29 protein-coding genes and 1 pseudogene are annotated in these 26,143 nt (G+C 63.9%); 19 read left to right on the top strand and 11 right to left on the bottom strand.

Going from position 1 to position 26,143, the window contains the following annotated elements:
• Positions 1-19: 19 nt before the first annotated feature.
• The 5 genes from lnt to M52SOB_RS00710 all read right to left on the bottom strand — a co-directional run bounded on the left by lnt (position 20) and on the right by M52SOB_RS00710 (position 4,263).
• On the bottom strand, positions 20-1,480 hold the full coding sequence (gene lnt, locus M52SOB_RS00730) for an apolipoprotein N-acyltransferase (RefSeq protein WP_131109933.1): 1,461 nt from the start codon (positions 1,478-1,480) through the stop codon (positions 20-22).
• Positions 1,477-2,322: a CorC family transporter gene (locus M52SOB_RS00725; RefSeq protein ID WP_131109931.1), complete on the bottom strand. Its 846-nt coding sequence runs from the start codon at positions 2,320-2,322 to the stop codon at positions 1,477-1,479. The genes lnt and M52SOB_RS00725 overlap by 4 nt, the downstream gene beginning before the upstream one ends.
• 189 nt (positions 2,323-2,511) lie before the next feature.
• On the bottom strand, positions 2,512-2,955 hold the full coding sequence (gene ybeY / locus M52SOB_RS00720; protein WP_131109929.1) for an rRNA maturation RNase YbeY: 444 nt from the start codon (positions 2,953-2,955) through the stop codon (positions 2,512-2,514).
• The gene (locus tag M52SOB_RS00715) at positions 2,936-3,877 is read right to left on the bottom strand and encodes a PhoH family protein (protein ID WP_131112369.1); all 942 of its coding nucleotides are present in this window, start codon (positions 3,875-3,877) and stop codon (positions 2,936-2,938) included. The genes ybeY and M52SOB_RS00715 overlap by 20 nt, the downstream gene beginning before the upstream one ends.
• A 32-nt stretch (positions 3,878-3,909) precedes the next feature.
• Positions 3,910-4,263 carry a hypothetical protein gene (locus M52SOB_RS00710; protein WP_131109927.1) on the bottom strand — a complete coding sequence of 118 codons (354 nt, stop codon included), beginning with the start codon at positions 4,261-4,263 and terminating at the stop codon, positions 3,910-3,912.
• 88 nt (positions 4,264-4,351) lie between these two features.
• Between M52SOB_RS00710 and mscL the strand changes: the two genes are divergently transcribed.
• Positions 4,352-4,783, top strand: a complete 432-nt coding sequence (mscL, locus tag M52SOB_RS00705; protein ID WP_131109925.1) for a large conductance mechanosensitive channel protein MscL — start codon at positions 4,352-4,354, stop codon at positions 4,781-4,783.
• Between the two features lie 232 nt (positions 4,784-5,015).
• On the opposite strand, the gene M52SOB_RS00700 is transcribed toward mscL, so the two are convergent.
• Positions 5,016-5,648, bottom strand: coding sequence for an MBL fold metallo-hydrolase (locus tag M52SOB_RS00700; RefSeq protein WP_131109923.1), 633 nt, complete (start codon positions 5,646-5,648; stop codon positions 5,016-5,018).
• On the opposite strand from M52SOB_RS00700, the gene M52SOB_RS00695 reads away from it, so the two are divergent.
• The 9 genes from M52SOB_RS00695 to pgm all read left to right on the top strand — a co-directional run bounded on the left by M52SOB_RS00695 (position 5,647) and on the right by pgm (position 15,278).
• Entirely contained in the window at positions 5,647-6,441 is a 795-nt protein-coding gene (locus M52SOB_RS00695) for an ATP-binding cassette domain-containing protein (protein WP_172601709.1), read from the top strand. The genes M52SOB_RS00700 and M52SOB_RS00695 overlap by 2 nt on opposite strands.
• Positions 6,441-7,217 (top strand): ABC transporter permease, encoded by a 777-nt coding sequence (locus M52SOB_RS00690; RefSeq protein ID WP_131109921.1) that lies wholly within the window; start codon positions 6,441-6,443, stop codon positions 7,215-7,217. Before M52SOB_RS00695 ends, M52SOB_RS00690 begins: the two co-directional genes overlap by 1 nt.
• 167 nt (positions 7,218-7,384) lie before the next feature.
• Positions 7,385-8,611 carry a 3-methyl-2-oxobutanoate dehydrogenase (2-methylpropanoyl-transferring) subunit alpha gene (locus M52SOB_RS00685; RefSeq protein ID WP_131109919.1) on the top strand — a complete coding sequence of 409 codons (1,227 nt, stop codon included), beginning with the start codon at positions 7,385-7,387 and terminating at the stop codon, positions 8,609-8,611.
• A gap of 10 nt (positions 8,612-8,621) precedes the next feature.
• A complete protein-coding gene (locus tag M52SOB_RS00680) occupies positions 8,622-9,629 on the top strand; it encodes an alpha-ketoacid dehydrogenase subunit beta (protein ID WP_131109917.1) in 1,008 nt (335 codons plus the stop codon).
• Position 9,630: 1 nt separating this feature from the next.
• On the top strand, positions 9,631-10,920 hold the full coding sequence (locus M52SOB_RS00675) for a dihydrolipoamide acetyltransferase family protein (RefSeq protein WP_131109914.1): 1,290 nt from the start codon (positions 9,631-9,633) through the stop codon (positions 10,918-10,920).
• Positions 10,921-10,930: 10 nt separating this feature from the next.
• Entirely contained in the window at positions 10,931-12,331 is a 1,401-nt protein-coding gene (gene lpdA, locus M52SOB_RS00670; RefSeq protein ID WP_131109912.1) for a dihydrolipoyl dehydrogenase, read from the top strand.
• Positions 12,332-12,430: 99 nt separating this feature from the next.
• Entirely contained in the window at positions 12,431-12,910 is a 480-nt protein-coding gene (locus tag M52SOB_RS00665) for a sulfurtransferase TusA family protein (RefSeq protein ID WP_131109910.1), read from the top strand.
• Positions 12,911-12,985: 75 nt separating this feature from the next.
• Complete coding sequence (locus M52SOB_RS00660; RefSeq protein ID WP_131109908.1) at positions 12,986-13,420, top strand: CBS domain-containing protein; 435 nt, start codon at positions 12,986-12,988, stop codon at positions 13,418-13,420.
• Between the two features lie 226 nt (positions 13,421-13,646).
• On the top strand, positions 13,647-15,278 hold the full coding sequence (gene pgm / locus M52SOB_RS00655; protein ID WP_131109906.1) for a phosphoglucomutase (alpha-D-glucose-1,6-bisphosphate-dependent): 1,632 nt from the start codon (positions 13,647-13,649) through the stop codon (positions 15,276-15,278).
• Here pgm and M52SOB_RS00650 read toward each other — a convergent pair.
• On the bottom strand, positions 15,270-16,274 hold the full coding sequence (locus tag M52SOB_RS00650; RefSeq protein ID WP_284155131.1) for an AAA family ATPase: 1,005 nt from the start codon (positions 16,272-16,274) through the stop codon (positions 15,270-15,272). The genes pgm and M52SOB_RS00650 overlap by 9 nt on opposite strands.
• Before the next feature lie 18 nt (positions 16,275-16,292).
• Between M52SOB_RS00650 and cutA the strand changes: the two genes are divergently transcribed.
• From cutA to M52SOB_RS00635, 3 genes are read left to right on the top strand one after another with little or no spacing between them, the layout of a single operon-like run.
• The gene (cutA, locus tag M52SOB_RS00645) at positions 16,293-16,634 is read left to right on the top strand and encodes a divalent-cation tolerance protein CutA (RefSeq protein WP_131109902.1); all 342 of its coding nucleotides are present in this window, start codon (positions 16,293-16,295) and stop codon (positions 16,632-16,634) included.
• On the top strand, positions 16,628-18,403 hold the full coding sequence (gene dsbD, locus M52SOB_RS00640) for a protein-disulfide reductase DsbD (RefSeq protein ID WP_172601707.1): 1,776 nt from the start codon (positions 16,628-16,630) through the stop codon (positions 18,401-18,403). The genes cutA and dsbD overlap by 7 nt, the downstream gene beginning before the upstream one ends.
• A 14-nt stretch (positions 18,404-18,417) precedes the next feature.
• Entirely contained in the window at positions 18,418-19,008 is a 591-nt protein-coding gene (locus M52SOB_RS00635; RefSeq protein WP_131109898.1) for a riboflavin synthase, read from the top strand.
• Positions 19,009-19,059: 51 nt separating this feature from the next.
• Here the strand turns inward: M52SOB_RS00635 and M52SOB_RS00630 are convergent, their stop codons facing one another.
• The 4 genes and pseudogenes from M52SOB_RS00630 to M52SOB_RS00620 form a co-directional block, all read right to left on the bottom strand.
• Positions 19,060-19,518 carry an SET domain-containing protein gene (locus tag M52SOB_RS00630; RefSeq protein ID WP_131109896.1) on the bottom strand — a complete coding sequence of 153 codons (459 nt, stop codon included), beginning with the start codon at positions 19,516-19,518 and terminating at the stop codon, positions 19,060-19,062.
• A gap of 58 nt (positions 19,519-19,576) precedes the next feature.
• On the bottom strand, positions 19,577-19,924 hold the full coding sequence (locus M52SOB_RS14085) for a CZB domain-containing protein (protein ID WP_431306343.1): 348 nt from the start codon (positions 19,922-19,924) through the stop codon (positions 19,577-19,579).
• Between the two features lie 129 nt (positions 19,925-20,053).
• Positions 20,054-20,362, bottom strand: a pseudogene (locus M52SOB_RS14080) (methyl-accepting chemotaxis protein); the annotation flags it as partial.
• 724 nt (positions 20,363-21,086) lie between these two features.
• Positions 21,087-21,617 (bottom strand): PAS domain-containing protein, encoded by a 531-nt coding sequence (locus M52SOB_RS00620; protein ID WP_131109892.1) that lies wholly within the window; start codon positions 21,615-21,617, stop codon positions 21,087-21,089.
• A gap of 530 nt (positions 21,618-22,147) precedes the next feature.
• Between M52SOB_RS00620 and M52SOB_RS00615 the strand changes: the two genes are divergently transcribed.
• The 6 genes from M52SOB_RS00615 to M52SOB_RS00590 all read left to right on the top strand — a co-directional run bounded on the left by M52SOB_RS00615 (position 22,148) and on the right by M52SOB_RS00590 (position 26,143).
• Positions 22,148-22,561, top strand: a complete 414-nt coding sequence (locus M52SOB_RS00615) for a NifB/NifX family molybdenum-iron cluster-binding protein (RefSeq protein WP_284155130.1) — start codon at positions 22,148-22,150, stop codon at positions 22,559-22,561.
• On the top strand, positions 22,543-22,836 hold the full coding sequence (gene cydP, locus M52SOB_RS00610) for a cytochrome oxidase putative small subunit CydP (protein ID WP_145963892.1): 294 nt from the start codon (positions 22,543-22,545) through the stop codon (positions 22,834-22,836). The genes M52SOB_RS00615 and cydP overlap by 19 nt, the downstream gene beginning before the upstream one ends.
• Positions 22,833-24,407 (top strand): cytochrome ubiquinol oxidase subunit I, encoded by a 1,575-nt coding sequence (locus tag M52SOB_RS00605; protein ID WP_131109889.1) that lies wholly within the window; start codon positions 22,833-22,835, stop codon positions 24,405-24,407. Before cydP ends, M52SOB_RS00605 begins: the two co-directional genes overlap by 4 nt.
• A gap of 2 nt (positions 24,408-24,409) precedes the next feature.
• Positions 24,410-25,549, top strand: a complete 1,140-nt coding sequence (cydB, locus tag M52SOB_RS00600; RefSeq protein ID WP_131109887.1) for a cytochrome d ubiquinol oxidase subunit II — start codon at positions 24,410-24,412, stop codon at positions 25,547-25,549.
• A gap of 15 nt (positions 25,550-25,564) precedes the next feature.
• On the top strand, positions 25,565-25,675 hold the full coding sequence (gene cydX, locus M52SOB_RS00595) for a cytochrome bd-I oxidase subunit CydX (RefSeq protein WP_131109886.1): 111 nt from the start codon (positions 25,565-25,567) through the stop codon (positions 25,673-25,675).
• Between the two features lie 75 nt (positions 25,676-25,750).
• Positions 25,751-26,143, top strand: a complete 393-nt coding sequence (locus tag M52SOB_RS00590; protein ID WP_131109884.1) for a DUF6858 family protein — start codon at positions 25,751-25,753, stop codon at positions 26,141-26,143.

Here is a 26,143-nt window from a genome sequence, read left to right as displayed (position 1 = left end):
TCTCGCCGAAAGCCGGATTTTAGCGGCTGCGCCGCTTCCGGTAAGCCGCGAAGCACCCTGGCAAAATGGCGCCAATCGCGAGCAGCAAAGCCAGGCCATCGCCCCAGCGCAGATAAGGCGTGATGCCCGCAAAACCTTGTGCCTCGACGATCAGCGCCCCGCGCGTGAAGGGCGGCAGGGCGGCGAGCACGCGGCCATCGGGCGCGATCGCCGCCGTCATCCCGGTGTTCGTCGCGCGCAGCATCATGCGTCCGGTCTCGAGGGCGCGCAGGCGGGAAATCTGCAAATGCTGCGGCTGGGCAAGCGAGTTGCCGAACCAGGCGGTGTTCGAGAGATTCACCAGTAATGTCGCCGCGGGCAGCGCGGCGCGTATCTCGTTGCCGAACAGGTCTTCGTAACAGATGTTCGGCGCGATCTTCTGCCCGGCAAGGTCAAGCGGTTCCTGGCGCGGCGGGCCGGCCGAGAAATCCGCCATCGGGATGCTCACCAGATCGAAGAACCAGGCAAATCCCGGCGGGATGTATTCGCCGAACGGCACCAGATGCCGCTTGGCATAGCTTTGCGCCCCCGCTTGGCCGAGCGCCACCGCGCCATTCACATAGCCGCCCTCGCGGTGGCGGATCGCGATCCCCAAGAGCACGTCGCCGTGCTGAGCGAGTCCTTGCCGAATTTCACGCGGCAGTGCGTCGAAGAACAGCGGAATCGAAGTTTCCGGCAACACGGTGAGGGCCGCGGGATGCTGTCGCGCCAAATCGAGATAGCTGTCGATCGACCGCTGCAGATTTTCCGGCCGCCACTTGAGACTCTGCGGAATGTTGCCTTGGAGAAGCGCGACTTTCAGCGGCGCGCCGGTGGGCTGCGTCCAGTCCATGCCGCGCAAGAGCAGGCCGCTGCCCACGATCAACCCGACCGTGGCGAGCACACCCGCCGTGCGCGACCTGCTCGCCGTGCCATGGGCGAATAGCGCGGCGACGAGCGCGACGAGGAAATTCATGCCGTGGATGCCCAGCACCGGCGCGAAGCCGGCGAGCGGATTCGGCGGGGTGGCCGAATAGCCGATCGCCAGCCACGGAAAGCCGGTGAACAGCCAGCCGCGCAGCCACTCGGTCAGCGTCCACAGCCCGGCCAACAGCAGTGACTGCCGGACAAAGTCGGCGCTGGCGAGACGGCAGGCGAGATAGGCGGCGAGCGCGGGAAACAGCGCGAGATAGGCGCAAAACAGCAGTGTTGCGACGACGGCGAGCGGCGCGGCCATGCCGCCGACGTCATGCAGGCTGACATAAACCCACGAGACACCGGTGAGGAAGAAGCCCAGGCCCCAGGCAAATCCCAAACCGGCGGCAGCGCGAGCGGAGGGCGCGCGCTGCCAGAGGCGGAACAACAGCGCGAGGGTGAAGACCGGCAGCGCGAAGAGCTCGAAGGGTGCGAAGCCGAGGACCGTCGCCGCGCCCAGGCCCGCGGCGAACAATGCCTGCCTCATGAAGCGGAATCGATGGGCAGCCGCTTTTGCGGATCGACCAGCAGCGTGTGCACGCGCCGGCTGTCGGCACGCAGCACCTGGAAGCGCAGGCCATCGATGACAACGACCTCATTGCGCTTCGGCAGGCGGCCGAGCGCCTTGATCACCAGCCCGCCGACCGTATCGAACTCCTCGTCCGAGAAATGTGTGCCGAAGGCGGCGTTGAAGTCGGCGATCTCGGTGATCGCCTTGACGCGGTAACGGCCCGCGTTGTCGAGCACGATGTTGCCCACCGATTCGTCGAAGTCGTATTCGTCCTCGATGTCGCCGACGATCTGCTCGAGCACGTCCTCGATGGTGACGAGCCCGGCGACACCGCCGTATTCATCGACGACGATCGCCATGTGATTGCGCGAGGCGCGGAATTCGCGTAGCAGGACATTCAAGCGCTTCGATTCGGGAATGAACACCGCCGGCCGCAGGCTGTCGCGCAGGTCGAACTCGCGGCCGGCGAACGGCCGCAGCAGGTCTTTGGCGAGCAGGATGCCGATCACGTCGTCCTTGCTCTCGCCGATCGCCGGAAAGCGCGAGTGGGCGGTATCGAGCGCGAAATCGACGATCTTCTCGAGCGGATCGTGGATCGAGACGACATCCATCTGCGCGCGCGGCACCATGATGTCGCGCACCTGCATTTCGGAGACCGCCAGGGCGCCTTCGATGATGGAGAGCGCATCGGCATCCATCAGGTTGCGGTCGTGCGCCTTGCGCAACAGCTGCAGCAGTTGTTCGCGGTCTTCGGGCTCGCCGAGCAGTAGCAGCGAGAGACGTTCCAGCAATGACGGGCGACTTCGGGAAGGGTCCATGGTTTAAGTGCATTACAAGGTGAAAAGTGAGGCAACGAAACGATCGTTTCCACGACGGCAGCCTACCTTCGCGGCGCAAGCCGCGCTGATAGTCTCCCCTCCCGCGAGGGAGGGGCTGGGGGAGGGCGGGCGTCTATTTTTGCGCATGGGTATTTCATCCTCTGCGGGTGCCGATTGCCGCCATGCGCGTTAAGCGTAAGGATCGGGGATGCGGAAACGGGCCAGGATGGTTCGCTCGCGCGCTTCCATCCGCGCAGCATCGGCTTCGTTCGTCTCGTGGTCGTATCCTTGCAGATGAAGCATACCATGCACCACCATGTGCGCCAGATGCGCGCGCAAGGCCTTGCCCTGCTCGACCGCCTCGCGCCGCACCACCGGCAGGCAGATGACCAGATCGCCGACCACCGGCTCGTCCTCATAGACGAAGGAGAGCACGTTCGTCGCATGATCCTTGCCGCGATAGGCGCGGTTGAGTGCGCGGCCTTCATCCGCATCGACGAAGCGCACCGTGACGGTGACGGGCTTCTCCTGCGCCGCGCGCACCCAGCGACGCAGCTGCGCACGGTCTGGCAGATCAGCGCCAGCGACGGCGTATTGCACCGCGAGATGCAGTTCAGGCGTTTTCCTGCTCATAGGCGGCAACGATGCGCGCAACCAGCGGATGGCGCACCACGTCGGCGGCGTCGAATTCGGTGAAGGCCAGCCCGCGCACCTGGGCGAGGATGCGCCGCGCCTCGATGAGCCCGGATTTCTGCCCCTTGGGCAGGTCCATCTGTGTCACGTCGCCGGTGATCACCGCCTTGGTGCCGATGCCGATGCGCGTCAGGAACATCTTCATCTGCTCGGGGGTGGTGTTCTGCGCCTCGTCGAGAATGATGAAGGCATGGTTCAACGTGCGCCCGCGCATGTAGGCCAGGGGCGCGACCTCGATGGCCTGCTTCTCGAACAGGCGCATCACCTTGTCGAAGCCCATCAGGTCATAGAGCGCATCGTAGAGCGGCCGCAGATAGGGATCGACCTTCTGCGCCAGATCGCCGGGCAGAAAGCCGAGCCGCTCGCCGGCCTCGACGGCCGGGCGGGTGAGCACGATGCGCTGCACCTGCTCGCGTTCGAAGGCATCGACGGCACTGGCGACGGCGAGATAGGTCTTGCCGGTGCCGGCCGGGCCGATGCCGAAGGTGATGTCGTGCTCCTGGATGGCCTTCAGATACTCGACCTGATGCGGCGTGCGGCCGTGCAGATCGGCCTTGCGGGTGAGCAGGCCGGCGGCAGGCGCAGGAATCTCGCCGCGGTTCCTCAGCTCGATCAGCCCCAACTGGATGTCGTCGACCGACAGCGGTGTGGCCGCCTGCGCATAGAAATGCCGCAGCGCGGTCGCTGCCAGCCGCGCCTGGTCCGGTTCGCCGCTGATCCGGCAATGTTCGCCGCGGCGCGTCAGCACGACATCGAAGGCTTGCTCGATCTGGCGCAGATTCTCGTCGAGCGCGCCGCAGAGATTCGCCAGCCGGACGTTGTCGACCGGTTGCAGTTCGACGGAAAGGCTCTTGGTTTTCACTGAGCGTCGTGCCGTGTTGCCAGCGCCGACTTTCACTTCTGTGCTTCGGCCAGTTGCGCCTCGGCTGCAGAAAGAATCCAGACCCGATACACCGCGCCCATCGCATCCGTCTGGTAACGCACCAGGGCGCGGGCGGGCATCAGCGGCGGCAGGATCGTCATGTTGTATTCATTGCGGATCACGACGCCAGGCGAAAGCAGATAAGTCTGGCCGTCGATCTGCACCTGGCCGTTGACGGGCGCACTCATCACGCCCCGTTTCGCCTCGACGGGCAAATGGCGCACCATTCCCGTAACCGGTTGGGGTGCAGCAGGCGTCAGGGCCGACTCGACGGCCGAGCCGATGAGGGAACCGACGATCGCGGCGCTGATGGGATCGAGAGGCATGGAATGATGATAATCGTTTTGCCGTTCTTCGGAAACATGTCTGATTGCTATATAGTGCATTCTTCCGTCATCGGTCAGGAGAAAAAACATGGGCGGCTTTCTCAAGGAGTTCCGCGAATTCGCCATCAAGGGCAACGTGATGGATCTGGCCATCGGCGTGATCATCGGCGGCGCTTTCGGCAAGATCGTCGATTCGGTGGTCGGTGATCTGATCATGCCGCTCGTCGGCCGAATCGTCGGCGGACTGGATTTCAGCAACTACTTCATCCCTCTCAAGGAAGTGCCCCCCGGCGTCGCGATGACCCTCGCCGAGGTCAAGAAGGCCGGTGTGCCGGTGTTCGCCTATGGCAGCTTCCTCACCGTGCTGCTCAACTTCCTGATCCTCGCCTTCATCATTTTCGTGATGGTCAAGCAGATCAACCGCCTGAAACGCGAGGAAGCCGCCGCACCGGCCGCACCGCCACCGACGCCGGAAGACATCGTCCTGCTGCGCGAAATCCGCGACGCGCTGAAAAAATAACCCGCCGAAACCCCTGCGAAACGCCGCGAGCGGGATGATAGCTCGGCGCACGGAGCGCAGCGACCGAGACATACCGGGTAGGTAGGCGAGGGAGCGAAAACGAAGTTTGGCGAAGCCAAAACGAAGTTTCGGCGCAGGCTAACATCGGCGCAGCCGATGTTAAGCGAAGCGGCCGGAGCCAACACCGCGCAACGCAGCAGACCGCCCGCACAGCCAGTTTCGCAGGGGTTTCTCAGTCGGCGACGAATGGATTACCGCGCCGTTCGGCGCCGAAAGTGGACAGTGGGCCGTGGCCGGGGATGAAGACGTAATCGTCGCCGAGCGGAAACAGCTTGGCGCGGATCGAACGGATCAGCGCCGCATGGTCGCCGCGCGGGAAATCCGTGCGGCCGATCGAGCCGGCGAACAAGACATCGCCGACGATCGCCAGTCGTGACGGCCGGTGGATGAAGCAGACATGCCCCGGCGTGTGACCGGGGGTGTGGAGGACTTCCAGCGTCTCGTCGCCCACCGTCACCGTATCGCCCTCCTCCAGCCAGCGGTCGGGCTTGAGCGCTGCCGTGTCGGGAAAGCCGAACATGCGGCACTGTTCGGGAAGCGCATTGAGCCAGAACGCATCCTCGCGCTGTGGCCCCTCGACCGGCACGGAAAGCCGCCGTGCCAGTGCCGCCGTGCCGCCGACATGGTCGATGTGGCCGTGGGTGAGCAGGATTTTCTCGACCCGCAGCCCGCGCGCAGCGATCGCCGCGAGAATCTCTTCCACGTCGCCACCGGGATCGACCACCGCCGCGCGGCGCGATTCCGGCTCCCAGAGCAGGCTGCAGTTCTGTTCGAAGGGCGTTACGGGCAAAATGGCGTATTCCATGCCTGCGATGTTATCCGATCCGATGCCCAGCGCCGCCCCGCCTCTCGTCGTCGACCGGCTCGTCAAACGCTACGATGGCCAGCCGGCGGTCGACGGCCTGTCGTTCTCGGTTGCCCGGGGCGAATGCTTCGGCCTGCTCGGCCCCAACGGCGCCGGCAAGACCACCACGCTGCGCTGCTGCCTGGGTCTCACCGCGCCCGACGGCGGCCGGATCACCGTGCTCGGCCTGCCGGTGCCGCCGCATGGCCGCGAGGCGCGGATGCGCATCGGCGTGGTGCCGCAGTTCGACAATCTCGATCCGGATTTCAGCCTCGCCGAGAACCTGCTCGTCTACGGCCGCTATTTCGGCCTGCCCGATGGCGTGCTGAAGGTGCGCATTCCCGCGCTGCTCGAATTCGCCGGTCTGGCCGGCAAGGAACGCGGCAACATCCGCACGCTCTCGGGAGGCATGAAGCGCCGCCTCACCCTCGCCCGGGCGCTGATCAACGACCCCGAGCTGCTGGTGCTCGACGAGCCGACCACCGGTCTGGACCCCCAGGCGCGCCACCTGATCTGGGAACGATTGCGCGAGCTGCTCGCCCAAGGCAAGACGATCCTGCTCACCACGCACTTCATGGAGGAGGCCGAGCGCCTTTGCGACCGGCTGCTGATCATGGACCACGGACGCCGCATCGCCGAAGGTTCTCCACGCGCGCTGATCGCGGCGCATGTGCCGGTCTCGCCGGATCCGCTGCGGCCGGCGAATCTGGAAGACGTGTTCCTCAAGCTCACCGGCCACGAACTGAGGGATTGATGGACAGCCGTTTCCCAACACTTTCCTGGCGTGCGATCGCGGTATTCCGCCGTAATCTGCTGGTGTGGAGGAAGCTCGCCCTGCCTTCGCTGCTCGGCAATCTCGCCGATCCGATGATCTATCTGTTCGGCCTCGGCTACGGCCTCGGCGGCCTGTTGCCGCCGATCGAGGGCATGCCCTACATCGCCTTCCTCGCCGCTGGCACGGTGTGCGCCTCGACGATGAACGCCGCCTCCTTCGAAGCGCTTTACTCGGCGTTTTCGCGCATGAACGTGCAGCGCACCTGGGAAGCGATCATGAATGCGCCTCTCCTGCTCGACGACGTGCTCGCCGGCGAATGCCTGTGGGCCGCGGCGAAGGCGAGTCTTTCCGGCGCGGCAATCCTCGCGGTGATCTGGGCGCTCGGCTATGTCGCCGGGCCGCTCGCGCTGTGGGCGCTGCCGGCGATCTTCCTCACCGGCCTCACCTTCGCCGCGCTCGGTCTGATCATCACGGCGATCTCGCCGTCCTTCGATTTCTTCATGTATTACTTCACGCTGTTCATCACGCCGATGGTGCTGGTCTGCGGCGTTTTTTTTCCAGTCGATCAGTTGCCAGCCTTCGTGCAGGCCATCGCCGCTTGGCTGCCGCTGTCGCACTCGGTCGCGTTGATCCGGCCATTGATCTTCGGCCAACTCCCTGCGCATCCAGTGCTCAACGTCGTGGTGTTGAGCACCGTCACCTGCGCCGCCTTCTGGCTTGCGGTCGTGCTCGCCCGGCACCGCTTCCTCAAATAATCCTCAAATAATCCTGTTGCACGGGACGGGCCCGCGCGCGATACTTCACGCCTGCGGTCTGAAAGGCGACCCCTTTCGCACTGCGACAACCGGTCGGCAGGGGCTTACCCGCCCTGTGCCGTGTAATGACCAAGACGCAAGACACGATCGAGCGAGGAGTGACCACCATGAGCACGCCGCTACGGCTTTATGTGCCCGAGCCCACCGGACGACCGGGCCGCCATACCGATTTTTCATACTTGCACGTCTCCCCGGCAGGCAGCGTACGCCGCCCGCCGATCGACACCCAGCCTTACGACACCAGCGACCTCGCTTTCGCGCTGGTGCGCGTGCTCGACGACGAGGGCAATGCCATTGGTCCCTGGGTGCCGGAACTGACCCCGGACGAGCTGCGCTTCGGCCTCGCGACGATGCTGAAGACGCGCATCTTCGACGCGCGCATGCTGATCGCCCAGCGGCAGAAGAAACTTTCGTTCTACATGCAATGCCTCGGCGAGGAAGCCATCGCGGTGGCCCATGCGCTGGCGCTCGAACCCGACGACATGACCTTCCCGACCTACCGCCAGCAGGGCCTCTTGATGGCGCGCGGGGCGCCGCTCGTCGATATCATGTGCCAGCTGTTTTCGAACGAGCGCGACCCGATGAAGGGCCGCCAGCTGCCGGTGCTCTACTCGTTCCGCAAGTACGGCTTCTTCAGCATCTCGGGCAATCTCGCCACCCAGTATCCGCAGGCGGTCGGCTGGGCGATGGCCTCGGCGATCAAGGGCGACACGAAGATCGCCTCGGGCTGGATCGGCGACGGTTCGACGGCCGAGTCCGACTTCCATGCCGCGTTGATCTTTGCGCACGTCTATCGCGCGCCGGTGATCCTCAACGTCGTCAATAACCAGTGGGCGATCTCGACCTTCGAAGCCATCGCCGGCGGCGAGGGCACCACCTTCGCGGCACGCGGCATCGGCGCCGGCATCGCCTCGCTCAGAGTCGATGGCAACGACTTCCTCGCCGTCTATGCCGCCTCGCGCTGGGCGGCCGAACGCGCGCGCAACAATTTCGGCCCGACGCTGATCGAGTGGGTCACCTACCGCGCCGGTGCGCATTCGACCTCGGACGATCCGACCAAATACCGGCCGGCCGATGACTGGCAGCATTTCCCGCTCGGCGATCCGGTCGAGCGCCTGAAACGGCATCTGATCAAGCTCGGCGAGTGGTCAGAAGAACGGCATGCGGCGCTGACGCAGGAACTCGAGGCCGAGATCGCCGCCGCGCAGAAGGAGGCGGAAAGCTACGGCACGCTCGCCGATGGCCATGTGCATAGCGCCGCCGACATGTTCACGGATGTCTATGAGACGATGCCCGCGCATCTCGTGCGCCAGCGTCAGGAACTGGGGGTCTGAGATGGCGACGATGTCGATGATCCAGGCCCTGCGCTCGGCGATGGACGTGATGCTCGCCCGTGATGACAATGTCGTGATCTACGGCGAGGATGTCGGCTACTTCGGCGGTGTGTTCCGCTGCACCGAGGGCCTGCAGCAAAAATACGGCAAGTCGCGCGTGTTCGATGCACCGATCTCGGAGAGCGGCATCGTCGGCACGGCGGTCGGCATGGCCGCCTACGGCCTGCGGCCGGTGGTCGAGATCCAGTTCGCCGACTATTTCTATCCGGCCACCGACCAGATCGTCTCGGAGGTGGCGCGGCTGCGTTACCGCTCGGCCGGCGAGTTCATCGCGCCGCTCACCATCCGCATGCCCTGCGGCGGTGGCATCTACGGCGGGCAGACGCACAGCCAGAGCCCGGAAGCCTTCTTCACCCATGTCTGCGGCCTGCGCACGGTGATGCCCTCGAACCCCTACGACGCCAAGGGTCTGCTGATCGCCGCGATCGAGTGCAACGACCCGGTGATCTTCCTCGAGCCGAAACGCCTCTACAACGGCCCGTTCGACGGCCACCACGAGCGGCCGGTCACGCCCTGGTCGAAACATCCGAAAGGCGAGGTGCCGGAGGGCTACTACACGGTGCCGCTCGACTCCGCCGCCGTCCATCGCCCCGGCACGCAGCTGACGGTGCTGACCTACGGCACGATGGTGCATGTCGCCGAATGCGCGGCCAACGAGTCCGGCATCGATGCCGAGATCATCGACCTGCGCAGCCTTTGGCCGCTCGATCTCGACACCATCGTCGCCTCGGTGAAGAAGACCGGCCGCTGCGTCGTCGTCCATGAGGCGACGCGCACCAGCGGCTTCGGCGCCGAACTCGTCGCGCTGGTGCAGGAGCATTGCTTCTGGCATCTCGAAGCGCCGATCGAGCGCGTCACCGGCTGGGACACGCCCTACCCGCACGCGCAGGAATGGGCTTATTTCCCCGGCCCGCAGCGGGTGGCCGAGGGCTTCAAGCGCGCGCTGGAGGGCCAATGACATGGGAATCTATGTGATCAAGATGCCGGACATCGGCGAAGGCATCGCCGAAGTCGAACTCGCGGCGTGGAACGTCAAGGTCGGCGACACGGTGGTCGAGGACCAGCCGCTCGCCGACGTGATGACCGACAAGGCCACCGTCGAAATCCCGTCGCCGGTGGCGGGCAAGGTCATCGCGCTCGGCGGCAAGGCGGGCGACATCATGCAGGTGGGCGCTGAACTGATCCGTCTCGAAGTGGCCGGCGCAGGTAATGTCAAGGAAAGCGCCGCCCTGCCGCAGCCGGCATCCCAAACCGCGTCCGCCGCGCCCCCGCCCTCCAAGCCTGTCGCCGCCGAACCCGCCGCACCGGCCGCAGTCGCGCAAAAGTCGGCGCTGGCGGCACGGCACGTACCACCGCCCGCACCGGCACGACAGCCGGGTGAGAAGCCGCTCGCTTCGCCTGCGGTGCGCCGTTATGCATGGGACCGCGGCATCGATCTGCGCTTCGTTTCCGGCAGCGGCCCGGCCGGGCGCATCCTGCGCGAGGATGTCGATGCCTTCATTGCCGGCCGGCAGGGCGTCGCCACGCCAGCCCCGCAGCGCGCGCGGATCGAGTGGGAAGAAGCGATCCCGGTCATCGGACTGCGCCGCAAGATCGCGCAGAAGATGCAGGAAGCGAAGCGCCACATCCCGCACTTCGCCTATGTCGAGGAAATCGACATCACCGACTGCGAAGCACTGCGCCAGCAGCTGAATGCCAAGTATGCAGAAACGCGCGGCAAGCTCACGCTGCTGCCTCTGCTGATTCGCGCGATCGTGCTGGCGGTGCGCGCGTTTCCGCAGGTCAATGCGCGCTATGACGACGAGGCCGATGTCGTGACACGTTACGGCGCGGTGCATCTGGGCATCGCCACGCAGACCGACGGTGGGCTGATGGTGCCGGTGATGCGCCATGCCGAGACGCTCGATCTGTGGCAGATGGCGAGCGAGATTGCACGCCTGGCGGAGGCCGCGCGCAGCGGCAATGCCACCCGCGAGGAACTGTCCGGCTCGACGATCACGATCACCAGTCTCGGCGCGCTGGGCGGCATCGTCTCGACACCGGTGATCAATTACCCCGAGGTGGCGATCGTCGGTGTCAACCGCATGGTCGAACGGCCGGTGATCAAGAATGGCCAGATCGTCGCCCGCCAGATGATGAATCTCTCCTCATCCTTCGACCACCGCGTCGTCGACGGCATGGATGCGGCACGCTTCATCCAGTGCGTGCGCGGCTACCTCGAATCCCCCGCGACGCTTCTCGTCGAATGAGGCATCCATCATGTTGACTGAAACCACTACCCTGCTCGTCGTCGGCGGCGGCCCCGGCGGCTATGTCGCCGCGATCCGCGCCGCGCAACTGGGCATTCCCACCGTGCTGGTCGAAGGCGAATCCCTTGGCGGCACCTGTCTCAACGTCGGCTGCATTCCCTCGAAGGCGTTGATCCACGTCGCCGACGAGTTCCACCGGGCGCGCCATTTCGCCGGCGATTCGCCGCTGGGCATCCAGGTGCAATCGGCCGCCATCGACGTCGCCCGGGCCGTCCAGTGGAAAGACGGCGTCGTGAAAAAGCTCACCGGCGGCGTCGCCACACTGCTCAAGAAAGCCGGTGCACGCGTCGTCAGAGGCTTCGCGCGCATCGTCGATGGCAAGACCGTCGAGGTGCGTCCCGCCGACGGCGGTGAGCCGTGGCGCATCGCTGGCGAGCATCTGCTGCTCGCCAGCGGCTCGGTCGCCACCGCGCTGCCGGGACTGCCGTTCGGCGGCAACGTGATCTCCTCGACCGAGGCGCTCTCGCCGCAAACCCTGCCGCAACGGCTGGTCGTCGTCGGCGCCGGCTACATCGGTCTCGAGCTCGGCATCGTCTATCGCAAGCTCGGCGTCGAGGTCGCCATCGTCGAGGCGCAGCCGCGCATCCTGCCCGCCTATGACGAAGAACTCACCAGACCGGTCGCGGCCTCGCTGCGTCAGTTGGGCGTCGAGGTCCATACCGGCTGCGCGGTGCGCGGCCTGAATGCCGCCGGCACCGCGGTGCGCCTGCGCAATCTCGCCGGCGAGGAGCGCGAGCTGCCCGCCGACCGCGTGCTGGTCGCGATCGGCAGAAAGCCACGTATCGAAGGATGGGGACTGGAATCGCTCGGCCTGGCGATGAACGGCAATGCCGTGAAAATCGACCGCCAATGCCGCACCTCGATGCGCAACGTCTGGGCCATCGGCGATCTGACCGGCGAGCCGATGCTCGCGCATCGCGCGATGGCGCAGGGCGAAATGGTCGCCGAGATCATCGCCGGCCGCCGGCGCGAGTTCGTGCCGGCGGCAATCCCCGCCGTCTGCTATACCGATCCGGAGATCGTCGTCGTCGGCCTCTCGCCCCATGAAGCGGAAGCGGCCGGCATCGACGCGCTCCACGCGCACTTCCCCTTCGCCGCCAACGGCCGTGCGCTGACGATCGATGCATCGACCGGCTTTGTGCGCGTCGTCGCGCGCCGCGACAACCATCTGATCCTCGGCTGGCAGGCCGTCGGGCGCGGAGTGGCCGAACTTGCGACGGCATTCTCGCAATCGCTGGAAATGGGCGCCTGCCTCGAAGACGTCGCCGGCACGATCCATGCCCATCCGACGCTCGGCGAAGCGGTGCAGGAAACGGCCCTGCGCGCACTGGGGCAGGCGATCCACATCTGATCCAGCCGGGAGAAGCAGCCCTTCTTCTGGACGAAGGAGATGACCTATGCTATCAATAAGTGACATAGGGCTATCTATCGCGTTTATGAAGGAACGACCATGACAATCAAAGCGGATGTGGTTATTGATTATTCGGGCATGACATGCCCAGCACCGTTACTTGGTGCAAAGAAAATACTCGATGATCTCAAGCCAGGGCAGACGCTTTGTCTCATCTCGGACTGTACGGGCGTGCATGACGACCTGCTGACCTGGTGCACACATTCCGGCAATGTGCTGGTTTCGGCCACGCCGCAGGGCGGCGGTGTTGCCTATCTGTTACGCAAAGCCGGCAAAGAGGACAAGAAACTCACTCCACACGCGACACTGGACATGCGTGGCATCTCCTGCCCCGGCCCGATCCTTGAGGCCAAGAAACTGTTGCAAGGCATGAAGAGCGGCGAAATCCTGCAGCTCGTCACGGACTGCACTGCTGCGCGCGACGAGATTCCCCTCTGGGGACGGGAAACGTCGATCAAGCTGCTCGATACGCGAGAAATTGCCACAGGCACTTACGAGTTCTATTTACAGAAGAGTTGAGGTGGCAGATGGGCCATAGTGCGCCATCGGCCGCTACTCCAGGAAACGGATGGAAGGCATTCAGGGGGGACACCAATGAAATCGGTCAAGCAGCTTTTGCACAGCAATCCATCCCGATTGCTGGTGAGCGTCACACCCGACGCCACCGTCATTCAGGCGCTCAACACCATGAATGACCACAACATTGGTTCCGTCGTGGTGATGGACGACGACAAATTGATCGGCATCTTCACCGAGCGCGACTACATTCGCAATGTGGTGCTGAAAGGCCTGGATCCGATCAATACCCGGATTGGCGATCTGCCGATGGGCAAGGTGTGCTATGTCACGCCGGAATACACGCTCGACGAGGTCATGGCCCTGATGACCGAGAAACGCATTCGCCATGTGCCGGTGCTCGACCACGAGCAGAAGGTCATCGCCATCGTCTCGATCGGCGATCTGGTGAAAAGCATCATCGATGAGCAGACATTCGAGATCGAGCAACTGGTCCGTTACATCACTGGCTGAGCCAGAGTCGGTGCAAGTAGAGCGACGTCCTGGCGACCTTTTTCAGCTCGAGCCAACCGCATGTGATTTCCCAGTGCTAAAAAGACATCGGCCCCCTTGCGCAAACAGCAGGCGTCCGAGATGAGTGGTCCCGGCTGGAAACCTGGCGAAAAACATAGCATCCGAGCGGTAACTGGTCGGCGTGCTGAATGACTACAATGTCCTCCAAACACGGAGGATAGACACCATGCCCCACCCGCTCGCCGGCAAACCCGCTCCCGCCGACAGCCTGATCGACGTTTCCGCGTTGCTCGCCGCCTATCGCTGGCCGGCGACGCAGCCCGTGGCATTTGGCACCAGCGGCCATCGCGGCAGCGCACTCAATGGCAGCTTCAACGAGGCGCACATACTCGCCATCAGTCAGGCCGTCGCCGAATACCGTCGGGAGGCCGGCATCACGGGGCCGCTGTTCCTCGGCATGGACACCCATGCGCTCTCCGCGCCGGCGCAGCAGAACGTCATCGAGGTACTGGCCGCCAACGGTGTCGAGGTGCATTTCCAGCAAGGCGGCGGCTTCACCCCGACACCGGCGATCTCGCGCGCGATCCTCGCCCACAATGACGATGAAAGTCTGCGTTCGCGGGACGGCACTGCCGATGGCATCGTCATCACCCCGTCGCACAATCCGCCCCAGGATGGCGGCATCAAGTACAACCCGCCGCATGGCGGGCCGGCCGACACCGATGTCACCGGCTGGATCGAGCAGCGCGCCAATGCCTTGATGGCCGACGGCAATCGCGGCGTGAAACGACACTCTTACGCCGAGGCGCTGGCGGCGCCGAATGTCCGTGCCGACGACCTGATGACCCCCTACATCGCCGCGCTCGGCGAGGCGATCGACATGGAGGCGATCCGCCAGGCGAATCTCAAGATCGGCGTCGATCCGATGGGGGGGGCTGCCGTCCATTACTGGCCGCAGATCGCCGCGCATTACGGCCTCGACATCACGGTGGTCAATCCGGACGTCGACCCGACCTTCGGCTTCATGCCGCTCGACCACGACGGCAAGATCCGCATGGACTGCTCGAGTCCCTACGCGATGGCCAGCCTCGTCGGCCTCAAAGACCACTTCGACATCGCCTGGGGAAATGACGCCGACGTCGACCGCCACGGCATCGTCACGCCATCAAGCGGCCTCATGAATCCGAATCACTATCTCGCGGTGGCGATCGACTACCTGCTCGGCCACCGCCCGCTGTGGTCGCAGATCGCCGCGATCGGCAAGACGCTGGTCTCCTCCAGCATGATCGACCGTGTGGTGAAGGGCCGCGGCCGCCGGCTGCTCGAAGTGCCGGTCGGCTTCAAGTGGTTCGCGCAGGGGCTGCATGACGGCACGATCCTCTTCGGCGGTGAGGAGAGCGCCGGCGCGAGCTTCCTGAAAAAGGACGGCACGGCCTGGAGCACCGACAAGGACGGCATCCTCTTGGGCCTGCTCGCGGCGGAGATCACCGCCGTCACCGGCGCCGATCCCGGCCGTCATTACGAAAAGCTCGCTGCGCAATATGGCGCGCCGCATTATCTGCGCATCGATACACCCATCACGCCGGAACAGAAGGCCGCCTTCAAGAACCTCACGCCTGAGCGTGTGACGGCGACGACGCTCGCCGGCGAGCCGATTGGCGCCAAGCTCACTCGCGCGCCCGGCAACGATGCGCCGATCGGCGGCCTGAAAGTCACGACGGCCAACGGCTGGTTCGCCGCGCGCCCCTCCGGCACCGAGGACATCTACAAGCTCTACGCCGAGAGTTTCGTCTCTGCTGAGCATCTGCAACGGATCGTCGCCGAGGCGCAGCAGATCGTCGCCGCGGCGCTAGCTTGATCCACTCCCCAGATAGCGCGGCTCGTCGAACAGCGAAGTGAACACGACCCGCTTCACCTCGGGGTGGTCGGGCACGAGGTAGAGCGCCGGCATCAGCATCTCCTCGAAGATGCCGCGTAAGGAGCGTGCGCCGGCCTTGTATTCCATCGCCAGATCGGCGATCTGCTCGAACACCGGCGGCGCAATCGTCAGCTCGACGCCATCGGCGGCGAAGATGGCGCGAAACTGCTTGTAGAGCGCGTTCTGCGGCTCGGTCATGATGCGCACCATCATCTCGCGGCTGAGCGGCTTGAGGCGTGCGACGATCGGCAGCCGGCCGGCGAACTCGGGGATCAGTCCATAGCGGAACAGGTCGGTCGGCTTGATGCGCGCGTTGAGGCGGTCGAGGATCTTCTGATTGTCGTCCTCGCCGGTGGCGATGAAGCCGAAGGTGTGCGTCTGGGCGAGGATTTCGTCGATGCCACTGAAAGCACCGCCGCAGATGAACAGCGTCTCGGTGGTGTCGAAATGGCCGCCGGCCTTGAGTTTCACCGGGGCACCTTCCATGATCTTCAACAGCGCATGCTGCACCCGCTCGCCGGCCGGGGTCCTCGCGCCGCCGGCTTCGGCGGGCGCCTTCAGTTTATCTATTTCGTCGATGAAGACGATGCCGCGCTGGGCGCGGGCGAGCTCGCCGCCGGCCTTGTCGATCAGGCGCGTGAGGATCGCCTCGATCTCCTCATTGACGTATTCGCTCTGCGCCAGTGAGGTGGCGTTGGCAGTGACGAAGGGCACGGCGAGCACTTTCGACAGCGTCTCGCACAACAGCGTCTTGCCGGTGCCGGTGGGGCCGACCAATAGCACATTGCTCTTGACGAGCTCGAGGCCCTGGTCTCTGGCCAGTCCCAGTTTGCGGTAATGGGTATGCACGGCGACGGCGAGCTGGCGCTTGGCCTCCTCCTGGCCGACGACGTGGCGGTCGAGAAACTCGACGATCTGGCTGGGGGTGAGTTCCATGCCCGCTAGAATAACAGGATGGCTGACATCTCTCCCGCCCTCTTGGTCATCACCAACCTGCCCGACAGCTACAGCGCCCATGCGCTGGCCGGCGCGCTGATCGAGGCGCGGCTCGCCGCCTGCGTCAACATCCTCGCGCCCTGCCGCTCGGTCTATCGCTGGCAGGGCAAGACGGAAAACGCCGAGGAAGTGCCGGTGCTGATCAAGACCAGCGCGGCGCGCTATGCGGCGCTGGAAGCCGCGATCCGTGCGCGCCATCCCTATGAACTTCCCGAGATCATCGCTGTCCCAATCGCTCACGGCCTGCCGGAGTATCTCGCCTGGGTCGCCTCGGAAACCACGGAATCCACGACATGCTGATCCGCCTCTTCGCCTTGTGGGCATTCCTCCTCGCCGGGCTTGCCCAGGCCGCCGAACCGCTCGATCCGGAAGTAGCCTACAAATTCTCGGCCCGCGCGCTGGATGAAAAGACCATCGAGGCGCGCTGGGACATCGCGCCCGACTACTATCTCTACCGCCACAAACTCGCCTTCCGCGCCGACGGCGCGAAGCTCGGCGACCCCGAAATCCCCAAGGGCAAGGAAAAGGAAGACGATTTCTTCGGCAAGGTGGAGACCTACCGCGGCACGCTGACGATCCGCATCCCCGTCGTCGAAGGCAGCGGCACGATCACTTTGCGCGCCGACTCACAAGGCTGCTGGGACGAAGGCATCTGCTACCCGCCGATGACCCAGCAGGCGAAAGTCACGCTGACGGCGATGAGCGCCGCGGCGCCTGCCGTTCCGGCTGCGGGTGCCGTCCCGCCAGCGCCGACTTTCGATGCTGCCGCTGACGAATCCGGCCGCATCGCCGGGTTGTTGAAGAACGCCGGCTTCTGGGTCGCCATCGCCAGCTTCTTCGGCTTCGGGCTACTGCTGGCGCTCACCCCCTGCGTGTTCCCGATGATCCCGATCCTCTCCGGCATCATCGTCAATCATGGCCACGCCGTCACCCATGCGCGCGCCTTCGCGCTCTCGCTCGCCTATGTGCTCGGCATGGCGGTGACCTACGCGGCGGTTGGCGTCGCGGCCGGTTTCTCAGGCACGCTGCTCTCGAATGCGCTGCAGAACGCCTGGGTGCTGTCCGCCTTCGCGTTGGTCTTCGTCGCCCTGGCGCTGTCGATGTTCGGTTTCTATGAACTGCAGCTACCTGCCGCATTGCAATCGAAGCTGTCGGACCGGGCCAACCGTCAGGGCGGCTCGCTGCCGGCCATCGCCCTCATGGGCGCGCTCTCGGCGCTGATCGTCGGCCCCTGCGTCGCCGCGCCCTTGGCCGGCGCGCTGCTCTACATCGCGCAGACGAAGGATGCCGTGCTCGGCGGTGCGGCGTTGTTCGCGATGGCGCTCGGCATGGGCGCACCCCTCATCGCCGTCGGCGTGTTTTCCCGCTCACTGCTGCCCAAACCCGGCGGCTGGATGGAGGGCGTGCGAAAGTTCTTCGGCGTCGTGCTGCTCGCCACCGCGCTGTGGCTCGTCGCGCCGGTGTTGCCGGCGTGGGCGGTGATGCTCGGCTGGGCGCTACTCTTGATCGTGCCGGCCATCTACCTCCATGCGCTTGACCCACTGCCGCCCCATGCCGGCGGCTGGCACCGGTTCTGGAAAGGCATCGGCATCGGCATGTTGCTCTATGGCGCGGCGTTGCTGCTCGGCCTGTTGGGCGGCAGCCGTGATCCGCTGCAGCCGCTCGGCTTCCTGCGGGTTTCCAGTGCCCAGACCATGGGTGCCGTCTCGCCAGCGCCGACTTTCGAAAGGGTGAAGACCAGCGCCGAGCTCGACGCGCGTGTGGCCGCCGCGAGCAAACCCGTGCTGCTCGACTTCTACGCCGACTGGTGTGTCTCCTGCAAGGAGATGGAGAAATTCACCTTCGCCGACCCGCAGGTTGCCGCGAAGATGAGGGAATTCGTGCTGCTCAAGGCCGATGTCACCGCCAATGATGCGGACGACAAGGCGCTCATGAAGCGCTTCGACCTCTTCGGCCCGCCGGGCACCGTGTTTTTCAAGAACGGTCAGGAAATCGCCGGCTTGCGGGTCGTCGGTTACCAGCCCGCGGCAGCATTTCTGCAAACGCTCGACCAGGCCTTGCGCCACTGAAAAAGGGGAACCCCATGTTCACCGGCATCGTCGCCGCCACCGGCAAGATCACTCACATCGAACCGCTCGAAACGGGCTTGCGCCTGACCATCGAAGCCCCCGGCCTGAACCTCAAGGATGTCGCCATCGGCGACTCGATCGCCCATTCGGGTGTCTGCCTGACCGTGATTGCCAAGAAGAAAAATGCCTATCAGGTCGAGGTCTCGCAGGAGACGCTGTCCTGCACCGTCGGCCTCGATACGCTCGGCGGCGAGGTCAATCTGGAAAAGGCGATGCGGCTCAATGACTTCATCGGCGGCCATCTCGTCTCCGGTCATGTCGATGGCGTCGGTGAGGTGACGCGATTCGAGCCGGTCGGCGAGTCGCATCTGCTGGAAATCAAGGCACCGAAAGCGCTGGCGAAATACATCGCGCGCAAAGGCTCGATCACCGTCGATGGTGTTTCACTGACCACCAACCAGGTGAAAGGACGCACGTTCTCGATCAACCTGATCCCGCACACCGTCGCCGTGACGACGCTGAAGCGCCTCCATCCGGGTGCGAAGGTGAATCTCGAAGTCGACCTGATCGCCCGTTACGTAGAGCGCATGCTCAAAGCGCACTGACTTCGACTCACTGCACGTGGAGGTTGTCGCGCAACCGACTGAACGACCGTTTCAGCGCTTGGCCGGCTTGGCCCCGCGGATGCGCTTGGGATCCGCCATCGTGCCGCGGCAATTATCTGAGCCGCAGGCACAGGCCCAGTCGGTATAGGCCACCTTGCGCGAGCGGATGTCGAGGCGGTAGTCCCAAAGCAGCTCCTCGCCCGCCTTGATGTCGCGCAGCGCGAACAGCCAGGCGTGCAGCTTGCCGCGCGCGTCCCGTTCTTCCTGCAGCTCGCAGTTGGGATCACAACTGTGATTGGCCAGCGCCGCCCAGCCGGTGCCGTCGATGCCAGTGCCATCGGACAGGCCGAGAAACTTGGTGATGCCGTCGTCCCCCATTTCTGGATATTCGCCCTTGCCGTAGCGCTTGCCTTTGTATTCGATCAGCCGCTCTCCGGCTTTCAGATCTCGGCAGGCGAACAGGCCCATGCCGTGCAGGCGGCTTTTTCTGGCGATTACCTTGCGTGTCATCTCACCGCGACCGAATGATCGGGCTCGGACGGAACCGGTCGCCCGTCATGCTGACTCATCAGGCCCTGGACGCCGGCGGATATTTCTGCGCCATCATTTCGCCGATCAGGCGGATCACCTCGCGGCTGCCGGCCTCGGCCGTGCGCATCCGATCGACGATCGCGGCAAGCGCAGCCGGTTCGTGCATCCAGTCCTGACGTGAGGCGTCGACGGCACCGCGCACACCGGCATGCACTTGCCGATGCGGCGCTTCGAGCACCGCATAAGCCGGCAGGCTCGCGAAGGCCTGCTTGCCATGGCCTTCCTCGTACCACTTGCCGAGCCGGCAGTTGTGGTGGTCGACCGAGACGGCCTGGGCTTCTTCACCTGTGCCACTCTTCTCGATCGCGGCATAGCCGCGCTGCATGTAGATCACGTGGTCGAGCTTGACCAATGAGGTGAAGGCCAGATCCTTGGCGCGGTTCAGTGCCGCGATGGTCTGCTGGGCCGAAGCCGCCACCGCATCGAACTGGCTGGCAAAACCGGCTACCCGACCACCAATCGATTGCACCTGATCGCCGAGCGCGTTGGTCTGGGAAACCATGGCGTCGACGCGTTCCGACAAGGTCGCGATGATCTTGCCGATTTCCTGGGTGGCGATCCGCGTGCGTTCGGCGAGTTTGCGCACTTCATCGGCCACCACCGCGAAGCCGCGCCCCATCTCGCCGGCCCGTGCGGCCTCGATCGCCGCATTGAGCGCCAAGAGGTTGGTCTGTTCGGCGATCTCGGAAATCAGCCGCACGGTCTGCTGGATGGTATGGGTCGCTTCGCCGAGCGCCTGCGCGGTCTGGCCCGTTTCATTCATCTGGTCGCGCATCGCCGCGAATCCAGACGTGATTTCACGCACTGCGCCCTGACTGTCGATCGCGCCGCGCTCGTTTTCCCTGGCCAGCACGACGACACCGTCCATCGCCTTGCCGACCTCGACCAGATCGCTCTGGTTGCCGACGAGGTTCTTCAGCAGGCTGCCGCTGTTCAACTGATGCAGCTCGCTCATCAAGCGGTTGCGGTTGGAGAACTCGGCGGCCGCGCGCATGGCCGCCAGCGCCTTGTTGATGCCCGCCATCGACTCGGCGAGCATGCCGGGCATCCCCTCCTTGAAAGCCTGGCGTTCGAAATCGCCCTCGGCGGCGCGAGCGAAACAGGTGGTCACGTCCTTGAAATAGGCTTCGACGATGTCGAGGAAGTCGTTGAGCTGCCAGGCGATCTTGCCGAACTCGCCCAGGCCCTTGGTGCCAGTGATGCGCACATGGGTGTTGCCGCGTTTGGCGGCTTCGAGCGCCTCGCTGATGCGCTGCAGGGTTTCGAGCGGCCCGGTGGCCCAGCGAAACAGCCCGAAGGCCAGCACGGCCGTCACCAGCGGCAATACCAGCAGCGGCAGGAAAGCTTGCAGCCAATAGAGCCATACTGCCAACGCGGTATCGACGAGGACGATCACCGTCAGACCGGCGACCAACCGTTGCCGGACGAAGAGAATGCCGTGACTGCTGCTGCTCGTCGGCTTATCGATCGCCATGTTGCCTTCTCCCTCAGTTGGCTTGATGGAACAGATCGAGCACCAGCCGCTCGTAACTCACTTTCTTCGCGGCGAGCTGTTGGGTGAGCCAGGCAAGCGAAGCCTCACACGCCTGCGCCGGTCCCGCTTCGCGTTCGATGCGCAGCATTTCGGCATAGATCGGCGCGATCGTCTCGATCGCCTTCTTCGGCGCCTGGCGGCGCACCGAGTAGTAACCAACGATGCGGCCATCCTGGTAATCGGGCGTGACATTGGCGAACACCCAGTAGAAATCACCGTGCGAAGTCATGTTCTTGACGAAGCCGAACCATTCCTTGCCGGTCTGGATCGTGTCCCACAGATGCTTGAAAGCGCCGCGCGGCATGTCGGGATGGCGCACGATGTTGTGCTGCACGCCGAGCAACTGGTCTTCGGGGTAGTCGGCGACGCGCATGAACACCCGGTTGGCGTAGGTGATGCGCCCTTTCAAGTCGGTCTTGCTGACGATGAATTCCTCGGTGGAAAACATCACCTCGCGTTGGGTGGGAACGATTTGCGGCTTCACGAGACGGCTCCTTCGCCTGGCATCGAGCCTGCGATCTTACCGTGACGGACGATCGTCCAAAGGACAGATAAAGAAGGATTCCTGCCTCCTTCGTGCAGGCAAGGACCGGGCCTCCCAAAGAGAAACCCCTGCGAAACTGGCTGTGCGGGCGGTCTGCTGCGTTGCGCGGTGCTCGCTCCCTCGCCTATCTATTTGATATGTCTCGGTCGCTGCGCTCCGTGCGCCTTGCATCCCATCCCGCTCGCGGCGTTTCGCAGGGGTTTCAAAGATTGATTTGACACAGCCTGTCAGAGAGCCATGTCATTACTGACACCAACGATCCAGAGCCGAAAGTGTTTCATAATATAAATATTGGCTTATAAACAAACGGCATCGCTGTCGTGCTGGCATGGTTTTTGATGCACTCGACTGCAATGCTCTTGAATATGGGCAGTTGCGAATGTCGAGCCGTTGAGGGTTGTGGAGTCGATCCTCATCGATCAGTTGACGGCATTTCGCGCTCATCGAACTGCCAGAACAAAGGAAACGACATGACAGAAATGACAAAACCGACACGTTTCGCTGTCACCAGCCAGAATTTCCGCACGATCACCGGCCACGCCGGGAAAGCGCGGCGTTTCATTCTGTTCGAAGCCAGCGGACCGGATCGAATCGCCGAAATCGGGCGGTTGGACCTACCGATCGAGATGGCGATGCATGGTTTCGACGATCGCCGGGAACATCCGCTCGACGGCGTCGACCTGTTGCTCACCGGTGGGGCTGGCGAGGGCTTCGTGATGCGTATGGCTCGCCGGGGCATCCGGGTGGTGCGCACCGGCGAAACCGATCCACTCACCGCGGTGCGCGCCTGCTTCCTCGGCAATCTGAAACCACCGCTACCGCATGACCACGACGACCATGGTCATGCCCATGACGAAGGTCATTCATGCGGCTGCGGACACTGAACCCTTTCCGCGACTCGGCAGGCCGACCGCGCAGCCCGCTGGGGCGGGAGATCGCCCTCATGCTGGCGCTCAAACTGCTGTTGCTCTTCGGTATCTGGAAGGCTTTTTTCAGTCAGCCGGTCCTGCCGAAGATGACCGAGGGCATGGATCCCGACCGAGTCGCCGCTGTGCTGATCGCACCCGCTGCCGCCGGTGCCATACCGTCAGCGCCGGGTTTCACCGCACCTGGCCCTGGCTACTCCCCCAACCCCACCGCTCCGGAGAGACAACCATGATCACCCAAGAAGTCGTCGACCTCTCGCGGTTGCAGTTCGCTGCCACTGCGATGTATCACTTTTTATTCGTACCACTCACGCTCGGTCTTTCTTTCCTGCTCGCCATCATGGAGACGGTCTATGTAATGACGGGCAAGGAAATCTACCGTGACATGACGAAGTTTTGGGGCAAGCTGTTCGGCATCAACTTTGCGCTGGGTGTCACCACCGGCATCACGATGGAATTCCAGTTCGGCACCAACTGGGCCTATTACTCGCACTACGTCGGTGACATCTTCGGTGCGCCGCTGGCCATCGAAGGTTTGATGGCCTTCTTTCTCGAGTCGACTTTCATCGGTCTGTTTTTCTTCGGCTGGGACAAGCTCTCGAAACGTCAGCACCTCTTGATCACCTATCTCACCGCGATCGGTTCGAATCTTTCCGCCTTGTGGATCCTGATCGCCAACGGCTGGATGCAAAACCACGTCGGCGCGGAGTTCAGCTACGTCACGATGCGCATGGAGATGACCAACTTCTGGGATGTCGTCTTCAATCCGGCCGCGCAGGCGAAGTTCGTGCATACCGTCTCGGCCGGCTACGTGACCGGTGCCCTGTTCGTGCTTGGCATTTCCTCCTGGTATCTGCTCAAGGGAAGAAACGTCGAATTTGCCAAACGCTCCTTTCGCATCGCCGCCGCTTTCGGCTTCGCTTCGGCGCTGTCGGTGATCGTGCTCGGTGACGAATCCGGTTATGCCGTCACCGAACATCAACAGGCCAAACTCGCGGCGATGGAAGGTATGTGGCACACGGAAGCCGCCCCGGCCCCCTTCACGCTGTTCGCGCTGCCCGACGACGAGAAGCGCGAAAACCGCGCCGAAGTGAAGATTCCCTATGTGCTGGGACTCATCGCCACACGCTCGGCCAAGACCGAGCTGCCCGGCATCGTCGATCTCGAAAAGCAGGCGGCGGCGCGCATCGAACGCGGCATCGTGGCCGTGAAGGCCCTCGAAAAGCTGCGTGGTGGCGAAGATACCCCTGAGAATCGCGCCACTTTCGAAGCGCACAAAGCCGACCTCGGATTCGGTCTGCTGCTGAAGAAATACACGCCAGACGTCACCGCGGCGACGCCCGAGATGATCGCGCAAGCAGCCCGCGATTCGATCCCGAAGGTCGCGCCGATGTTCTGGAGCTTCCGCCTCATGGTCGCGCTCGGCTTCTCCTTCGCCCTGTTGTTTGCCCTGGCCTTCTGGCATGCAGCGAAAAACACCTTCCAGGATCAACGCTGGCTGCTGAAATGGGCGGTCTGGTGGATCCCGATGCCGTGGATCGCCTCGGAAGTGGGGTGGTTCGTCGCCGAGTATGGTCGCCAGCCCTGGACCATCTACGGCGTGCTGCCCACGCATCTGTCCACCTCGACCATCTCCGCTGCCAGCCTCTATGGCTCGCTGGCCGGTTTCCTGTTCTTCTACACGGGGCTCCTGATCGTCGAAATGTACTTGATGTTCAAGTATGCGCGCCTCGGCCCGGCCAGCCTCGGCACGGGTCGTTACGAGGGTGAACCCCCCTACTCGACTGCCACTCAAGGAGCATGAACATGTTCGACTACGCAACCCTGAAGATCATCTGGTGGCTCCTCGTCGGTGTGTTGCTACTGGGCTTCGCCATCATGGACGGCCATGACATGGGTGTCGGTACGCTCTTGCCTTTCGTCGGCAAGGACGACATCGAGCGGCGCGTGATCATCAACACGGTCGGCCCGCACTGGGACGGCAACCAAGTCTGGTTCATCACCGGCGGCGGGGCGATCTTCGCCGCTTGGCCGCTGGTCTATGCCACCGCCTTCTCCGGTTTCTACTGGGCGATGCTCGCGGTGCTCTGGGCGCTGTTCTTCCGCCCGGTCGGCTTCGATTACCGCTCCAAGATCAATCACCCGATCTGGCGCACGGCCTGGGACTGGGGTCTGTTCGTCGGCGGCGCGGTGCCGGCGCTGATCTTCGGCGTGGCCTTCGGCAACCTGCTGCTCGGTGTGCCATTTCATTTCGAGGACAACCTGATGCCGGTTTATACCGGCACGTTCTGGGCGCTGCTCAATCCTTTCGCACTGCTCGCCGGCGTGGTGAGTCTCGCGATGCTGACCTTTCACGGCGCGAACTACCTGATGATCCGCACCGAGGGCGCGATCTATGCACGGGCGAAGCAGGCATCCCTGTTCTTCGGCGTGTTGCTACTGGCGGCCTTCGCCGCCGCTGGCGTCTGGGTTTCCTCCGGCATGAACGGTTACACCATCACCTCGGTGGTCGATCCGCATGCCCTGCCCAATCCGCTGGCCAAGACGGTCGAACTACAGCGCGGCGCCTGGCTCGCCAACTTCCTCGAGCAGCCGCTGCTGTGGCTGGTACCCGGCGCAGCTTTCGTCGGCGGCCTGATCGCTCTGCTCTCGGCCTGGAAGGATCGGCCGGCGATTGCCTTCGTCTTCAGCGCCATCGCCGAGCTCGGCGTGATCGGCACGGCCGGCGTAGCGATGTTCCCGTTCGTGATGCCCTCCTCATCCGACCCTCGATCCAGCCTGACGATTTGGGATTGCGTGTCGAGCCGGCTGACGTTGGAGATCATGTTCTGGGCCGCATTGGTCTTCACCCCCATCATCATCGCTTACACGGGCTGGGCCTACAAGGTGATGTCGGGCAAGATCACACCCGACTTCATCAAGTCCCACGAACGCTCCGCTTACTGAGAAAGGAAAGCCGCTATGTGGTATTTCACCTGGATTCTCGGCCTTACCATGGCCGTCCTGCTCGCCGTTCTCAATGCCATGTGGTTCGAGGCACAGCAGAACGGCAGCGATGATGCGGGCCGCTGAAGTCGAACGCTGCCCATTGCCGAAGTGAGTTTGTAACACCCTCAAATCAACCCTATCCACCCCAAGGAGAAACCGATGAAACAAATGATGTTGCAGGAAAAATATCCCATCTTCGTGCTCGAACTGGGCAAGAACGAGACGAGCTGCCGATCGGTCGATGACATCGCCGCGAAGCTGAAAGAGAAGATCGCCGCCGACAGCCGCGTGGCCTGGATCGCCGAGTTCGATCACTATGCGCACACGCAAAAGCTCGGCGGCGAGATCGCCCCCGAGATCAAGGCCGCCAAGAATCTGGTGTTCTGCTTCGGCCTGGCGCTGCCCAACCCGAACGTGCTGGCGGTGCGGCCGCGCTCGATTGGGCTAGTCGACTGCGGTGACAAGTTCATCATCAACTTCATGGAAGCGCCGATGAAACCGGCCAACGAGGCGATGGAAGCCTGGGCCAAGTCACTCAAGGACCTCGGCTGA

The organism is Sulfuricystis thermophila, assembly GCF_004323595.1.
Classification (GTDB): domain Bacteria; phylum Pseudomonadota; class Gammaproteobacteria; order Burkholderiales; family Rhodocyclaceae; genus Sulfuricystis; species Sulfuricystis thermophila.
This window is presented reverse-complemented; position numbering and strand designations above follow the sequence as displayed.

What these genes read in the sequence shown, in the direction of transcription:
- lnt (WP_131109933.1), bottom strand. Translation starts at nt 1,480, where the DNA reads ATGAGGCAGGCATTGTTCGCCGCGGGCCTGGGCGCGGCGACGGTCCTC.
- M52SOB_RS00725 (WP_131109931.1), bottom strand. Translation starts at nt 2,322, where the DNA reads ATGGACCCTTCCCGAAGTCGCCCGTCATTGCTGGAACGTCTCTCGCTG.
- ybeY (WP_131109929.1), bottom strand. Translation starts at nt 2,955, where the DNA reads ATGAGCAGGAAAACGCCTGAACTGCATCTCGCGGTGCAATACGCCGTC.
- M52SOB_RS00710 (WP_131109927.1), bottom strand. Translation starts at nt 4,263, where the DNA reads ATGCCTCTCGATCCCATCAGCGCCGCGATCGTCGGTTCCCTCATCGGC.
- mscL (WP_131109925.1), top strand. Translation starts at nt 4,352, where the DNA reads ATGGGCGGCTTTCTCAAGGAGTTCCGCGAATTCGCCATCAAGGGCAAC.
- M52SOB_RS00695 (WP_172601709.1), top strand. Translation starts at nt 5,647, where the DNA reads ATGCCTGCGATGTTATCCGATCCGATGCCCAGCGCCGCCCCGCCTCTC.
- M52SOB_RS00700 (WP_131109923.1), bottom strand. Translation starts at nt 5,648, where the DNA reads ATGGAATACGCCATTTTGCCCGTAACGCCCTTCGAACAGAACTGCAGC.
- M52SOB_RS00690 (WP_131109921.1), top strand. Translation starts at nt 6,441, where the DNA reads ATGGACAGCCGTTTCCCAACACTTTCCTGGCGTGCGATCGCGGTATTC.
- M52SOB_RS00685 (WP_131109919.1), top strand. Translation starts at nt 7,385, where the DNA reads ATGAGCACGCCGCTACGGCTTTATGTGCCCGAGCCCACCGGACGACCG.
- M52SOB_RS00680 (WP_131109917.1), top strand. Translation starts at nt 8,622, where the DNA reads ATGTCGATGATCCAGGCCCTGCGCTCGGCGATGGACGTGATGCTCGCC.
- M52SOB_RS00675 (WP_131109914.1), top strand. Translation starts at nt 9,631, where the DNA reads ATGGGAATCTATGTGATCAAGATGCCGGACATCGGCGAAGGCATCGCC.
- lpdA (WP_131109912.1), top strand. Translation starts at nt 10,931, where the DNA reads ATGTTGACTGAAACCACTACCCTGCTCGTCGTCGGCGGCGGCCCCGGC.
- M52SOB_RS00665 (WP_131109910.1), top strand. Translation starts at nt 12,431, where the DNA reads ATGACAATCAAAGCGGATGTGGTTATTGATTATTCGGGCATGACATGC.
- M52SOB_RS00660 (WP_131109908.1), top strand. Translation starts at nt 12,986, where the DNA reads ATGAAATCGGTCAAGCAGCTTTTGCACAGCAATCCATCCCGATTGCTG.
- pgm (WP_131109906.1), top strand. Translation starts at nt 13,647, where the DNA reads ATGCCCCACCCGCTCGCCGGCAAACCCGCTCCCGCCGACAGCCTGATC.
- M52SOB_RS00650 (WP_284155131.1), bottom strand. Translation starts at nt 16,274, where the DNA reads ATGGAACTCACCCCCAGCCAGATCGTCGAGTTTCTCGACCGCCACGTC.
- cutA (WP_131109902.1), top strand. Translation starts at nt 16,293, where the DNA reads ATGGCTGACATCTCTCCCGCCCTCTTGGTCATCACCAACCTGCCCGAC.
- dsbD (WP_172601707.1), top strand. Translation starts at nt 16,628, where the DNA reads ATGCTGATCCGCCTCTTCGCCTTGTGGGCATTCCTCCTCGCCGGGCTT.
- M52SOB_RS00635 (WP_131109898.1), top strand. Translation starts at nt 18,418, where the DNA reads ATGTTCACCGGCATCGTCGCCGCCACCGGCAAGATCACTCACATCGAA.
- M52SOB_RS00630 (WP_131109896.1), bottom strand. Translation starts at nt 19,518, where the DNA reads ATGACACGCAAGGTAATCGCCAGAAAAAGCCGCCTGCACGGCATGGGC.
- M52SOB_RS14085 (WP_431306343.1), bottom strand. Translation starts at nt 19,924, where the DNA reads ATGCAGCGCGGCTATGCCGCGATCGAGAAGAGTGGCACAGGTGAAGAA.
- M52SOB_RS00615 (WP_284155130.1), top strand. Translation starts at nt 22,148, where the DNA reads ATGACAGAAATGACAAAACCGACACGTTTCGCTGTCACCAGCCAGAAT.
- cydP (WP_145963892.1), top strand. Translation starts at nt 22,543, where the DNA reads ATGCGGCTGCGGACACTGAACCCTTTCCGCGACTCGGCAGGCCGACCG.
- M52SOB_RS00605 (WP_131109889.1), top strand. Translation starts at nt 22,833, where the DNA reads ATGATCACCCAAGAAGTCGTCGACCTCTCGCGGTTGCAGTTCGCTGCC.
- cydB (WP_131109887.1), top strand. Translation starts at nt 24,410, where the DNA reads ATGTTCGACTACGCAACCCTGAAGATCATCTGGTGGCTCCTCGTCGGT.
- cydX (WP_131109886.1), top strand. Translation starts at nt 25,565, where the DNA reads ATGTGGTATTTCACCTGGATTCTCGGCCTTACCATGGCCGTCCTGCTC.
- M52SOB_RS00590 (WP_131109884.1), top strand. Translation starts at nt 25,751, where the DNA reads ATGAAACAAATGATGTTGCAGGAAAAATATCCCATCTTCGTGCTCGAA.